Here is a 13,595-nt window from a genome sequence, read left to right on the forward strand (position 1 = left end):
TATGAGGACGGGGCGCTCCGTTTGTATCTTAAAACTACTGACGGAGCGCCCCGCTCTTTTTCAAGGGTCACGAGCCCTTGAGGAGGACACCGGGTCCGGCGTCTTCCTCAAAGGTCCGCGAGAAGGAGGCAACGAAATGGCAAACGACGAATACATCGTGGAAATGCGCCACATCACCAAACGTTTCCCCGGCATCGTCGCCAACGACGACATTTCCTTGGGCATCAAAAAGGGTGAGATCTTTGCCCTGCTGGGCGAGAACGGCGCAGGAAAGTCCACCCTCATGAGCATGCTCTTCGGCATGTACGAGCCCGACGAGGGTGAGATTTGGATCCGGGGCAAGCGGGAGCACATCTCCTCCCCCAACCACGCCACCAAGCTGAACATTGGCATGGTCCATCAGCACTTCAAGCTGGTGAGCAACTACACCATCGCCGAGAACATCATCCTGGGGATCGAGCCCAAGCGGCTCATGGGTATCGTCCCTGTGGTGGACATCAAGGGGACCAACGAGAAGGTCGCCGCCCTGTCCAAGCAGTACGGTCTGGAGGTGGACCCCACCGCCAAGATCGAGGACGTGAATGTCTCCACCCAGCAGCGGGTGGAGATCCTGAAGATGCTCTACCGGGAGGCGGAGATCCTCATTTTCGATGAGCCCACCGCCGTCCTGACGCCCCAGGAGATCGACTTCCTCCTCCAAATCATCCGGGGACTCCGGGATCAGGGCAAGACCATCATTCTCATCACCCACAAGCTGGAGGAGATCAAGCAGGTGGCCGACCGGTGCGCCATCCTGAACCGGGGCAAGCTCATCGACGTGCTGGACGTAGCGGCCACCTCCACCCAGACCATGGCCAACCTGATGGTGGGCCGGGAGGTGGATTTCGTCGTGGACAAGATCCCCGCCAACCCGGGGGCCGAAGTGCTGAAAGTGGAGCATCTGACCGTGCACAATGCCAACGGCTTCCCTGTCGTAAAGGATGTATCCTTTACCATACGGGCGGGGGAGGTCTTTGCCATTGCCGGCGTCTCCGGAAACGGCCAGACCGAGATCGCCGACGCCGTCACCGGGATGCTGGAGGCCGCCGAGGGGACCATTACCCTGGACGGGCAGGACATCACCCACGCCACGGTGCGGGAGCGTACCGACCTGGGCATCTCCTACATCCCCGAGGACCGGCAGTCGGTGGGTCTGGTGCTGGACTTTCCCCTCTCCGACAACCTGGCGCTGAAAAACTACTATAAGCCCCCCTTCTGCGAGAAGGGCATTTTGAACCCCGCCGCCTTTGACGAGTATGGCGAAAAGCTCATCGGCGACTACGACGTGCGCTCCGGCCAGGGCATCCACACCGTCACCCGCTCCATGTCCGGCGGCAACCAACAGAAAGCCATCATTGCCCGGGAGATCGAGCTGGACTCCAAGCTGATGATCTTTGTCCAGCCCACCCGGGGCCTGGACATCGGCGCCATTGAGAACATCCACCGCCAAATTCTGGCGGAGCGGGACAAGGGACGGGCCATCCTCCTCATCTCCCTGGAGCTGGACGAGATCATGGGCCTGGCCGACACCATCGGCGTTATCTTCTCCGGTGAGATGCTGAAGATCGCGCCCGCCGACACCATGACCACCAACGAGGTTGGCCAGTACATGATGGGGGTGAAGCAGGCATGAAGAAACAAAACTGGTTCCTCACCCTCATGGGGGACAGCAAACGGCAGAAATTCACCATCCCCATCTTGGCCATCCTTCTGAGCCTGCTGGCCGGGGCCGTGGTCTACCTGGTGCTGGGCAAGAACCCCATCACCGCCTATCTCAGTTACCTCCAGGGCTCAGGGCTGATCCCCAAGGCCAATTACGCCGCGAAAAAGAGCATGCTCACCGACCTGATGAGCCTCCTGAACGCCTGGACGCCCATGCTTTTCGCCTCCCTGTCCGTGGCCGTGGCCATGCGCTCGGGGCTCTTCAATATCGGTGTCTCCGGCCAGATGATGGCCGCCGGGCTGATCGCTACCGTCACGGTGGGCTACTCCTCCTTCCCCGCCGGAGTGGCCAAGCCCCTGGTAGTCCTCATCAGTGCCCTGGTGGGCGCCCTGGTGGCCTCCCTCATTGGCTTCCTCAAATACAAGTGGAATATCAATGAGGTGGTCTCGGCCATCATGATCAACTATATCGTACGCTATTCCGTCAGCTTTTGTATCAAGAAATTCATGGCCGACCCTGTCTCCCGGCAGTCCAGGGCCATCAACGCCTCCGCCCGTCTGTCCCTGATGGATACCGAGATCGGCGGGCTGAAAATGGACATCCCCCTGGGCATCATCCTGGCCATCATCGCCGTATTCCTGGTCCGTTTCCTCTTCAACAAAATGAAGCTCGGCTTTGAGTTCCGCACCATCGGGGCCAACCCCAGGGCCGCCAAATACGCCGGCATCAACGTGGGCCGGAACCTCATCATCACCATGGCTCTCTCCGGGGCCCTAGCCGGACTGGCGGGCGCCACCTACTTCCTGGGCTACTACGGCTCCATCCAGCCCGACACCCTCATCTCCACCGGCTTCGACGCCATCGCCGTGTCCATCCTGGGCAACTCCAGCCCCATCGGCATTCTCCTGTCCTCCTTCCTCATCACGGTCATCGACAAGGGGAGCACCTACATGAGTTCCACCGTGGGGGTGCGGCAGGAGATCGGCTCCCTCATCACCGGGCTGATCCTGCTCTTTGCCGCCTGCGGCGCCTTCTTCAGCTATCTCATCGACCGGGGCCGTCAAAAGGCGGCAGACGCCCAGACCAAGGCCGACGGAAAGGAGGAGCGCGTATGAACACCATCAATACCCTCATCATCGACGGTCTCTCCTTCGCCCTCCCCCTCTTTATCATGGCCATCGGAGGCATCTACTCCGAGCGCAGCGGCGTGACCAACCTGGCCATCGAGGGCCTTCAGGGCTTCGGCGCCTTTACGGGCGCTCTGGCCGCCACCCTCCTCTCCGGCTTTTTCGCCGCCAGCAGCCAGATGCCTATGTTCCTGGCCATGCTCTTCGCCATGCTGGGCGGCATGGTCTACTCCATGATCCACGCCGTGCTGTGTGTGCGGTTCAAGGCCGACCAGGTCATCAGCGGCGTGGTCATCAACATCTTGGCCATGGCTCTCACCACCTTCCTCACCAGCCAGCTGAACGCCTCGGTTTTCGGCGCCCCCTCCAACAAATTCGTGCTGGGCACCTCGGTGCGCTTTTCCATCCCCGGGCTGTCCTCCATCCCGGTGCTGGGGGCTTTTTTCACCAACCTCTACCCCTTTGAGATCGTCATCATTGTGGTGGCCCTCCTGGCCTGGTACTTCCTCTACAAGACCCCCTTCGGGATGCACCTGCGGGCCTGCGGCGACAATCCCCACGCCGTGGACGCCGCGGGCGTGGAGGTGGGCCGGGTCCGCTTCGCCGCCGTCATGGTGTCGGGCGCCCTCTCCGGCCTGGGCGGCATCTGCTTCGCCTACTCCATCTCCGCCCAGTTCTCCCCCTCCATCTATATGGGTTACGGCTATCTGGCCATCGCCGCCCTCATCTTCGGCAACTGGCAGATCATGCCCACCCTGTGGGCCTGCCTCATCTTCGGCTTTGCCCGGTCCGCCGGCTTTGCCCTGACTCAGGCCCTTGGCCTGGCCGCCGCCTTCTCCGACCTCTTTATGACCCTGCCCTACATCATCACCCTCCTGCTGCTCATCTTCTTCTCCAAGAGCAACCGTGCCCCCCGGGCCCTGGGCGAGATCTACGATAAGGGCAAGCGGTGATCACGTTTTTTCTTTACCAATATAGGAGCTGATTTTCCAGTCAGCCGTAATGATTTAAGGAGTGAACCGCATGAACAAAAAAGCTTCCCGTGTCCTCAGCGTCTCCCTGGCCACCGCCCTGACTGCCACCCTGGTCATTCCCGCCGCAGCCGACCTGATTAAAAAAGATCTGTCGGTGGACGCCGGTCTCTCCGTCTACGTGGACGGCAAGAAGCAGGAACTCAGGGACGCGGGCGGAGCCGCCGTGGACGTTTTCGCCGCCGACGGCACCACTTACCTCCCCGTCCGGGCCATGTCCAACGCCTTGGGCGCCCAGGTGAGCTACGACGCGGAAAATTACCGGGTCTACGTGGACACTGCACCTGTGGACGAGAAGGCCGCCGACTATCTCAAGGCGTACTTCGGCGTCGAGCCCATGACCGGCACCGTCTCCGCCGATGTTTTCAACGCCGCTCTGGTCAAAATCTTCGGCGAGGACGCCAAGACCGCCGTGGGCGCCGGCCTGACCGTGGCGCAGGCTGTAAAGGCCGCGGTGGAAAGTTGCGGGCTCAGGGAGCTGGCCCTCACTTATTCCGCGGAAAAATCCGCTGCCTCCACCGCCGGCGCCGGAAAAATCGAGGCCGGCTGCCTCCCCTATGTGGCCGCCGCCCTGGACACCTCCCTGGCCTCCGGTACCTGGTCCTTCGACTCCGGCCTCACCGGCGAGGTCGCCGCTCAGCTCCTCATGAACGCCGTGAATATCGCCGGCAAGGGCCGCAACTATCTGGGCAACGTCAGCGATCCCGACATTTATCAGAAGCTCCAATCCGCCTATTCCTCCTTCACCCTTTTCGACGACGGGACCCTCAAGGACTTGGGAGACACCCTTCTGTTTGACGGGGCCATCACCGGTTACAATCTGAAATATGACGGATACGACGCCAAATTCCTGCCTGAATATACCATGACCTATGTGAACAGCGACATCCTGCACGGGATCCAGCTTATCGCCCTGCTCAACGCCGCCGGACTGGACGCCAAGGTCCAGCTGGAGCCCAAGTCCTCCATGTGGCTCAACACCGACTACGAGGATAAGACTGATCCCGAGGCCCAGGATGGCGGAGTGGCAGTCGTAGGAAGCGCCAATGACAAAAAGGATTTTTACGGTCTTGTGGTCTCCGCTCTGGAATATGACATGCAGCTGGAGTTCGACACCATAGCCGACAAAGAGGCCTTTGACGCCATCGTGGAGCAGTACGCCAAAAAGTATAAGGTCAACCAAAACGAGGACGGGACCTTTACCCCCTCTCTCATCCGCAACAGTGAGTGGCACCCGGTCTACACCTCCGACGTCCCGGTGTCCACCGGAGATTTCCAGCACATCAGGGACAACGTGATTCACAGCGGTTCTTACACCCTCCACTCCAACTCCCTCGCTGACCAGACCGCCTCTATCACGGCGGCGGTCAAAAAAGCGGCCCCCGAGCTGGAGACTCAGGTCAATGACCTCTACTGCTGCGCCGCCTTCTACCGCTATCTCACCGCCAGCCGTGAGGACTGACCTTTAACCTATAAGACCATATTCCCCGCCGGCGCGGCCGGCTTCTCATTGTTTTGAAAAGGAAAGGAGCTAAACGCATGAACAAGAAAACTTCCCGTATCCTCAGCGTCTCCCTGGCTACCGCTCTGACGGCCACCCTGGTCGTCCCCGCCCTCGCCGACAATCTGGTTCGTAAGAATCTCGAGGTGGACAGCGGACTTGGCCTTTACGTGGACGGCAAGGCTGTCACCCCCACCGATGCCGCCGGAAAAACCGTGGATATCTTTGCTGCCGACGGCACCACTTACCTTCCCGTCCGTGCCATGTCCAACGCCCTGGGCGCCCAGGTGGGATACGACGCCGAGAATTACCGGGTGTACGTGGACACCGCCCCCGTAGACGAGAAGGCCGCCGATTACCTCAAGGAGTACTTCGGCATCGAGCCCATGACCGGTACCGTCTCCGCCGCCGTCTTCAATGCCGCCCTGGTTAAGGTGTTCGGTGAGGACGCCGTAAAGATGAATGGCGACCGCCTGAGCGCCGCCGTCCAGGCCGCCGTGGAAAACTGTGGGCTGAAGGAACTGGCCGCGGTCTATTCCGCCGAGAAGATGCAGGCCTCCACCGCCGGTATCGCCAAGGTCCCCGCGGACGACGACGAGTGGCGCTGTGTCGCCGCCGCCCTGGACACCTCCCTGGCCTCCGGCATCTGGGACTTCACCGCCCTGCTGGACGGTGAGACCGCCACCCAGCTCCTCATGAATGCCGTGAACATTGCCGGCAAGGGCCGCAACTATCTGGGCAACGCCAGCGACCCCGACATTTATCAGAAGCTCCAGTCCGCCTGGGCCACCTTCGGCAACTTTGACGACGAGAAGCTGTCCAAGCTGGGCGCTGATCTGGTTATTGCCGGGGCCTCCACCGGCTACAACCTGAAGTACGACGGCTACAATGCCAACTTCCTGCCCGAGTACACCCTTCAGTACGGCCACAGCGATATCACCCACGCGATCCAGCTCATCGCCCTGCTCAACAGCGAGGGCATCGACGCCAAGGTGGCTATGGAGCCTAAGACCTCCATCTATGAGTACCTGACCGAGTGGGGCACTCCCAGCGATCCCACCCCCACCTATGAGGTCAAGGCTATCGAGGGCGGCCGCTATCTCTGCTACGCCACCGAGTATGATATGAAGCTGGAGTTCGATACCGTGGCCGACAAGGAGGCCTTTGACGGTCTCATCGGCAAGTATGCCAAGAAGTGGGACAGCAACACTGATGGTGACGGCAATCCCACCGAGCCCCTGCTGGCCGGCGCCTGGTGGCAGCCTTTGTACACCTCCACCGTCCCCATGAAGGACACTGAGAACTATACCCTCATCAAGGACAACGTGGTCCACAACGGCCCCTATACCATCCACCCCTTCTCCACTGTGGACAACACCGGCGCCATCGCCAAGGTGGTCAAGGAGGAGGCTCCCGACCTGAGCGTGGAACTGGTGGACCTCTACGTCAACAAAGCCTTTTACAACTACCTCACTGATACCGACCATCAGTAAGATCGAAAACTAAAAGGTCCCGGACACCTTAGGTGTCCGGGACCTTTTTTATACCCACTTCTCCGCCACCAGGATATCCATGCAGTGCTGATGAGGCACCCCGCTGCTGTCACAGTCGAATATGACCTCCTCCATCCGCTGAAAGCGCCAGTCGGCGTACAGCTCCGCCAGCTCCCCCGAACGCCATAATGTGGCGGGAGACTCCTCATCCGGGGCCGCCGGGAGAAAGGGCTTGGAGACAAAAACGTTGAGTGCGTGGAGCCCGCCGGGCGCCGTGTGATCCTGGTAATGCTCCATCATTTCACGACGCCGCTCCGGGCCCAGGTAATGGAGCGTCCCTGAGGCGAAGATTACATCAAAGACTCCTTCCGGCTGTACGTCCAGCAGGTCGGCCTGGAAGAAGTCCACTTCCACCCCCGCCGCCAGCGCCCGGCGGCGGGCCTTGTCGAGCCCGCGCTCTGACAGATCGAATGCTGTGACGGAATAACCGCAGCGGGCAAAGAAAACCGCGTCCTTCCCCTCCCCACATCCCAGATCCAGCAGCCGCAGCGGCCGAACCGGAGGCCGAAGGCGCAGGACATCGTAACACAGCTCATTGGGGGCCGAGCCCCAGTAGTAGTCCTCTCCCCCGTACCGGCCCTCATAGGCCGTACTGCGCCGGGGAGACGGCACATGCCCCAGCAGACCATCCACGCTCACGCCAAGCTGGCCGGCTAAGGCGGCGATCAGAGACAGGTCGGGCAGAGATTGGTTGTTTTCCCATTTCGACACCGCTTGAGGCGAGACGCTGAGCCGCTCGGCCAGCTCTTCCTGGGTCAGACCCAGGGCCCGCCGCAGACGGGCAACATTCTTCGCGAAGGCTTCCAAAGGGCCTCCCTCCTTTTCTTTCAGCCTACCATCCCGCTTTCTGAAAGTCAATCAACCTTCCCGGGGACCATGGGGCGAAACTCCACCGGCGGTTGTATCTGTCCCGCATAAAAAAGCGCCCCACCCGTTCGGACGGATGAGGCGCTGATCTGGTTTATCCGTAAAAGGCGTGGCCGCCTATAACAGCGATGGTTGCTTTATTCCGGGAGGCCCAGCAGGACTTCCCCGCCCCGTTGAACCAGTAGGCGCCGGGGACCACGTTGGCTCCCTCCAGGCACAGCCGGGCCGCCAGGATGGATTCGGCGTTGGGCTCATAGCTGGCGGCGCCGGGGAACTGGCCGGGCTGGTAGACCACCTCATAGACCGTATTGGGAAACGAGGGACTGTTCACCCGGTTCATAATCACATTTCCCACGGCGATTTTGCCCGCCAATGGCTGATAGCCGCTCTCATGGGTGATGACACGGGCCATCAGGTCCAGGGTGGCGTCGTCATAGGGCCTGGCCTCGGCGGTCAGGGGGACACCGCCGGAGCAGAGCTCCACCCGGTCGTTCCAGCCGATCCAGGCCCCCAGGGCAACAGCCAGGGTCCTGGCGGGCACATAGATGGTCCCATCCGGGTCCGCCTTGATGCCGTCCGGGATGTAGAGGTAACGGTCGTTGACCACCAGGTAATGGTCGTAAGCCCGGGCGGTCATAGTGAAGTCAGCCGCCGTGGCCACGAACTGGCCATCTTCCCAGTTAATCTGGGCGTCGGGCCGGATGGCCAGGGTGCCCGCGTAAAACGGAAGGTAGGAAGTCCCGTCATAGATCGTGGCCGAAAGCCCCTCGGCCACCTCTCCATTCAGCGTCACCTCCACGGTCGCCGGGGTCTCTTCCGCGAAAGCCGGGGTGCTGAGCCCCAGCAGAAGGGTCAGGCAGAGCAGTGCGTGAGTGATCCGCTTGTTCAAGGTCGATTCGCTCCTCACTGTTTCCGTTTGGAAACCTTTTGTTACCATATTGTAACCTATTTCCCTGCCGATTGCAACCCTTTTTCGTCGAGGGAGCCAGTACCCTTATTCAGAAACGCTATGAGAGCGGGGCGGTAAACGGGAGCCCCTGTGCTCCGACAATGAGGCGTAATGATCCCGCAGAAAATCGGCTTGGGAATACCCACGGCCTGGAGGATATCCCGCAGACCGGCCCCCTTCCATCCCCGCTGGGACAGCTTTTCCAGCACTGCGGACAGCAGGTTCCGCCCTTCCGAACCCGGAACGCTAAAAAGGGACCGCCCGGCTACGGCCGGGCGGTCCCTCTATTTGAAATCGGCTCCTTACTGGGGATTAAGGGTGTAGTTGGGGGCTTCCTTGGTGATATAGATATCGTGGGGATGGGACTCCTTGAGGCCCGCGGAGGTGATCTGCATGAACTGGGCCTTCTCCTGAAGGTCCTGAATGGTGGCGCAGCCGCAGTAGCCCATACCGGCCCGCAGACCGCCCATCATCTGATAGATGGTGTCGGAGGCGGTTCCCTTGTAGGGGACACGGCCCTCCACGCCCTCGGGAACCAGCTTCTTGTTGTTCTCCTGGAAGTAGCGGTCCCTGGAACCCTTGGCCATGGCGCCCAGAGAGCCCATGCCGCGGTAGACCTTGAACTGGCGGCCCTGGTACACCTCGGTATCCCCAGGGGACTCCTCACAGCCGGCCAGCAGGGAGCCCAGCATGACCACGTCGCCGCCCGCGGCAATGGCCTTGGCGATGTCGCCCGAATACTTGATGCCGCCGTCGGCGATGATGGGCACGCCGTACTCCTTGGCTACCCGGGCCGCGTCGTAGACGGCGGTGATCTGGGGCACGCCGATACCGGCCACCACACGGGTGGTACAGATGGAGCCGGGTCCGATGCCCACCTTCACGCAGTCGGCCCCCGCCTCGATGAGGGCGCGGGTGCCCTCCGCGGTGGCCACGTTGCCGGCGATAAGCTGGGTGTCGGGATAGAGGGCCTTGATGCGCTTGACACACTCGATGATGTTATGGCTGTGTCCATGGGCGGAATCCAGCACCAGCACGTCAGCACCGGCGTCCACCAGGGCGCTCACCCGGTCCATCACGTCGCCGGTGACGCCGATGGCGGCGCCCACCAGGAGCCGGCCCTTCTCGTCACGGGCGGAGTTGGGATAGACCTGGGCCTTTTCGATGTCCTTGATGGTGATGAGGCCCTTGAGCCGGAAATCGTCATCCACCAGGGGCAGCTTCTCGATCTTGTGCTTGCGGAGGATCTCTTTGGCCTCCTCCAGGGTGATGCCCTCTTTGGCCGTCACCAGCTTGTCCTTGGTCATGACGTTGTCGATGAGTTGGGTCATGTCCACCTCAAACTTCATGTCCCGGTTGGTGATGATGCCGATGAGCTTCCCGTTGTCGCAGATGGGCACGCCGGAGATACGGTATTTGGCCATCAGCTCGTCGGCCTCGGCCAGGGTGTGGCCCGGAGCCAGCCAGAAGGGGTTGGTGATGACCCCGTTCTCACTGCGCTTGACCATATCCACCTGCTCGGCCTGGGCCCCGATGGACATATTCTTGTGGATAATGCCGATACCGCCCTCCCGGGCGATGGCGATGGCCATGCGGGACTCCGTGACGGTATCCATGGCGGAACTCATAAGGGGGATGTTGAGGACGATCTTCTTCGTCAGGTGGGTGTGCAGGTCGATGTCGGCCGGGAGCACATCGCTCTCAGCGGGGATCAGCAGCACATCGTCAAAGGTCAAGCCCTGTTTGAGGAACTTCTGGGCGGCGTCCGTGTTGACCATAATGCATCTCCTTTTCTCTATCCGAAAATTTTATCTATTTTATCCTTCCTGGGGTAGGTTGTCAAGAGTCAAAGCGGCATCGAAGCGCTCTTTTCCCTCGCTCCCCCGCCCGGCCACATACCAGGTGTCGCCCTCCCGGCCGCCCCGTAGCTCGATGCTCTCCCCGGCCAGACATTCGGCCAGATAGCACAGCTGGAGGGAGGAGACGAACCTGCCCTTTCCGGCCTGCTCCAGCTTCAGGGCGTCACAGGCAAAATCGGCGTATTTCACGTTGTTCACATGGCCGTTCACATCGGTGTCGGAGTAGCGCATGATCCGCTCCTCCATAAGCTCCAGCCCCGCCGGCACTTTCAGCTTGTGGAGGGTATCGCTCCGGCAGAGGGAGCCGCCGGTGGTGCCCTCAAACTCGCTGACCTCGGAGAGATGGAAGAGCTTGTGGGTATCCAGGTCGGCCAGCACCCAGGCGGACAATGCCTGGCCCACCTTTTCCTCCCCCACGGTGAGGTCGAACTCCCGGTACATCATGGCCGCCCGGCCGCCCCGGTGCCAGGTCTTTACCGTCACCGGCTCGTCCCAGCGGAGGGGACGGAGCAGGTCATAGCGGATGCGGGCCAGCATCCAGAAGGCGTGGTAGCGCTCGATAGTCTCCTCCCGGGAAACGTGAAGCCGGCAGGCCGCCTGAGTGGCCGCCTCCTGAAGATAGCCCAGAAGGGCGGAGGGGCGGCAGTGTCCGAACAGGTCCAAATCCCGGGAGTCCACCCGGTAGGTCTCCTCGCAGAAAACGTCCATCACGCCTCCTCCTTTCCGCCGATGAGAAGGGTGTACTTACAGCACAAGTCCTCCAGATCGTCGTCGGTGGCGGCGGGGATACGGAGCTTGGCGCCGCAGTCGGCGCAGGTGAGCTCCACAGCACTGTAATGTACTTTCACTTTATACCTATGAGAGCCACAGCCGCAGGAGATCCCCTCCCGCTGGGCGATGTCCTTGAGCTCTCCCAGGATCTCCGTCATCACCGCCTCGTTGAGGAAGGTCCCCTCTCCCTCCTCCGGCTTTTCCCCCAGCTGGGCGGCGGCCTCCTCCAGGCGGCGGAGGGCCTGAAAGACCGGTCCTTCCTCTCCCACGTAACAGCAGTCAAGGCCAGTCGCCTTACAGGAAAAGGCCAGGGCCTTCTCGTGGAGAAGGGCGTCGGCGGAACAGCGGATATGGTGGTCATGCCCGCAATACAGACAGGGGACGGTCAGATCGGCGTGGTTGGCCTCCATCTCCACCAAAAGGGCGGAGCCCCCGCAGGGACAGGGCAGCCGGTTGGGTGCGGCGGCCAGTTGAAAAACCGTGCGGTCCACCACTACGCTCTGCCTGCACTTGGGGCAGAGATATGCTATCGTGCGTTTTGGCTCTTCTGTCATCTTGTCTCACCATTTTCTCCGGCATACTGATAGGCGATGCGAGGGGTTCCATCCCAGACGTGGACGATGCCGCACTTTTGAAAACCGTATTTCTCCAAAAGATGCTGCATGGTGTGGTTGTCGCTGTGGGTGTCCGCCCGGATGTTGGGGATGAGTCCCCGGCAGAAGTCCAGACATCGGGGGAAAAGGCCCTTTCTGCTTCCGTCCCCCGCCAGGCGGTGGATGGTCCCATAGGGCTCGCCGCTCTTCCAGTCCCCTTCTTCGATGACAGTGTAGGTAGGATCGTCCCCAATCATGAAGGCAAATACCCCGTGGATGTCCCCTTCCTCCTCAAAGACGTAGAGCCGGTCCGCCTGGATATCCTCTTCCAGGAGTTCCCGCTGGGGATATCCGTCCACCCATTGGGTCGGATTTCCGCTTTGGACCATATACCGCCGGGCGGCGGCGTACACGTCCAGAATCTTGTCCAGGTCTTCTGCCGCAGCCATTCTGATCACAGGGATCCCCTCTTTTGTACCAGGATTTTCATTGTATTTAGTTTAACACACCCCGCCCAAAGTGTAAACGGCGGCGGCGACGAAAAATCAGAGGCCCCGCGGTTATTTTCCGCTCTTTTCGCTCAAACTAACCCCACTACTTTGCAGAAAGCACAGGTGATACCATGCCGACAAAAAAATTGGGCAGTCAAACCGTGGCCCTGGCTTCTCCCCCGTCCATCATCGGCCATGCCAACGTGGTGGGCAAGAAAGAGGGGGAGGGCCCCCTGGCCGACAGCTTCGACCATATCGAGCAGGACGACACCTTCGGGGAAAAGAGCTGGGAGAAATCCGAGACCGCCATGCAGAAGATGGCCCTGGCCTCCGCCCTGGACAAGGCGGGGCAGGCGGCCTCCAACCTGGATTACCTCTTCGCGGGGGACCTTCTGAACCAGTGCATCGGCTCCTCCTTCGCCGTACGGGGCCAGGATGTGCCCTTCTTCGGCCTCTACGGGGCCTGCTCTACCATGGGGGAGGGGTTGTCCCTGGCCGCCATGCTCATCGACGGAGGCTTCGCCCAGTTCACCGGGGTGGTGACCTCCTCCCATTTCTGTACCGCCGAACGGCAGTACCGCACCCCCCTGGAGTACGGCGGACAGCGGACACCCACCGCCCAATGGACGGTGACCGGCGCTGGCGCCGTTATCCTGGCCAAAGACGGCCCCGGGCCCTATATCACCCACGTGACCACGGGAAAAGTGGTGGACAAGGGCATCAAGGACGCCAACAACATGGGGGCGGCCATGGCTCCCGCGGCCTATGCCACCCTCACCGCCCACCTCCAGGACACGGGCCGCAAGCCCTCCTTCTACGACCTCATCGTCACAGGCGACCTGGGCGCGCTGGGAAAGGATATCATCCGCGATTTCTTCCACAAGGACGGCATGGAACTGGCCAACTATGACGACTGCGGCACCATGATCTTCGACCTCAAAAAGCAGGACGTCCACTGCGGCGGCTCCGGCTGCGGCTGTTCCGCCAGTGTGCTGACGGGCTACCTGCTCAACGGCATGCGGGCCGGGCGGTGGAAGAACATCCTCTTCTGCCCCACCGGAGCCCTCCTCTCCCCCACCTCCACCCAGCAGGGCGAGAGCATCCCCTCCATCTGCCACGCCGTGGCCATCTCTACCAGCAAATAGAAAGGA

At 61.3% G+C, this 13,595-nt stretch carries 12 protein-coding genes; 6 read left to right on the plus strand and 6 right to left on the minus strand.

Annotated elements, in window-relative coordinates; translation table 11 throughout:
• Positions 1–136 precede the first annotated feature (136 nt).
• The 5 genes from AAEU42_RS09245 (at position 137) to AAEU42_RS09265 (ending at position 6,854) form a co-directional block, all read left to right on the plus strand.
• Positions 137–1,672, plus strand: a complete 1,536-nt coding sequence (locus tag AAEU42_RS09245; protein ID WP_342233250.1) for an ABC transporter ATP-binding protein — start codon at positions 137–139, stop codon at positions 1,670–1,672.
• A complete protein-coding gene (locus AAEU42_RS09250) occupies positions 1,669–2,817 on the plus strand; it encodes an ABC transporter permease (RefSeq protein ID WP_342233251.1) in 1,149 nt (382 codons plus the stop codon). Before AAEU42_RS09245 ends, AAEU42_RS09250 begins: the two co-directional genes overlap by 4 nt.
• Positions 2,814–3,782, plus strand: a complete 969-nt coding sequence (locus AAEU42_RS09255) for an ABC transporter permease (RefSeq protein ID WP_342233252.1) — start codon at positions 2,814–2,816, stop codon at positions 3,780–3,782. Before AAEU42_RS09250 ends, AAEU42_RS09255 begins: the two co-directional genes overlap by 4 nt.
• A gap of 70 nt (positions 3,783–3,852) precedes the next feature.
• Positions 3,853–5,322 carry a stalk domain-containing protein gene (locus AAEU42_RS09260; RefSeq protein WP_342233253.1) on the plus strand — a complete coding sequence of 490 codons (1,470 nt, stop codon included), beginning with the start codon at positions 3,853–3,855 and terminating at the stop codon, positions 5,320–5,322.
• A gap of 77 nt (positions 5,323–5,399) precedes the next feature.
• On the plus strand, positions 5,400–6,854 hold the full coding sequence (locus AAEU42_RS09265; protein WP_342233254.1) for a stalk domain-containing protein: 1,455 nt from the start codon (positions 5,400–5,402) through the stop codon (positions 6,852–6,854).
• A gap of 48 nt (positions 6,855–6,902) precedes the next feature.
• Here AAEU42_RS09265 and AAEU42_RS09270 read toward each other — a convergent pair whose 3' ends face one another.
• The 6 genes from AAEU42_RS09270 to AAEU42_RS09295 all read right to left on the minus strand — a co-directional run bounded on the left by AAEU42_RS09270 (position 6,903) and on the right by AAEU42_RS09295 (position 12,402).
• Positions 6,903–7,721 (minus strand): methyltransferase domain-containing protein, encoded by an 819-nt coding sequence (locus AAEU42_RS09270; RefSeq protein WP_342233255.1) that lies wholly within the window; start codon positions 7,719–7,721, stop codon positions 6,903–6,905.
• A gap of 154 nt (positions 7,722–7,875) precedes the next feature.
• The gene (locus AAEU42_RS09275; protein ID WP_342233256.1) at positions 7,876–8,670 is read right to left on the minus strand and encodes a cell wall hydrolase; all 795 of its coding nucleotides are present in this window, start codon (positions 8,668–8,670) and stop codon (positions 7,876–7,878) included.
• Positions 8,671–9,032: 362 nt separating this feature from the next.
• Positions 9,033–10,508 (minus strand): IMP dehydrogenase, encoded by a 1,476-nt coding sequence (gene guaB / locus AAEU42_RS09280; RefSeq protein WP_342233257.1) that lies wholly within the window; start codon positions 10,506–10,508, stop codon positions 9,033–9,035.
• A gap of 39 nt (positions 10,509–10,547) precedes the next feature.
• The gene (locus AAEU42_RS09285) at positions 10,548–11,297 is read right to left on the minus strand and encodes an acyl-[acyl-carrier-protein] thioesterase (RefSeq protein ID WP_342233258.1); all 750 of its coding nucleotides are present in this window, start codon (positions 11,295–11,297) and stop codon (positions 10,548–10,550) included.
• A complete protein-coding gene (locus AAEU42_RS09290) occupies positions 11,297–11,914 on the minus strand; it encodes a hypothetical protein (RefSeq protein WP_342233259.1) in 618 nt (205 codons plus the stop codon). The genes AAEU42_RS09285 and AAEU42_RS09290 overlap by 1 nt, the downstream gene beginning before the upstream one ends.
• Positions 11,911–12,402 carry a GNAT family N-acetyltransferase gene (locus AAEU42_RS09295; RefSeq protein WP_342233260.1) on the minus strand — a complete coding sequence of 164 codons (492 nt, stop codon included), beginning with the start codon at positions 12,400–12,402 and terminating at the stop codon, positions 11,911–11,913. Before AAEU42_RS09295 ends, AAEU42_RS09290 begins: the two co-directional genes overlap by 4 nt.
• A gap of 173 nt (positions 12,403–12,575) precedes the next feature.
• Between AAEU42_RS09295 and spoVAD the strand changes: the two genes are divergently transcribed.
• Entirely contained in the window at positions 12,576–13,589 is a 1,014-nt protein-coding gene (gene spoVAD, locus AAEU42_RS09300; protein ID WP_342233261.1) for a stage V sporulation protein AD, read from the plus strand.
• Positions 13,590–13,595 lie beyond the last annotated feature (6 nt).

It is taken from the genome of Pseudoflavonifractor phocaeensis (genome assembly GCF_038439875.1).
In the GTDB taxonomy this organism is placed as follows: domain Bacteria; phylum Bacillota; class Clostridia; order Oscillospirales; family Oscillospiraceae; genus Vermiculatibacterium.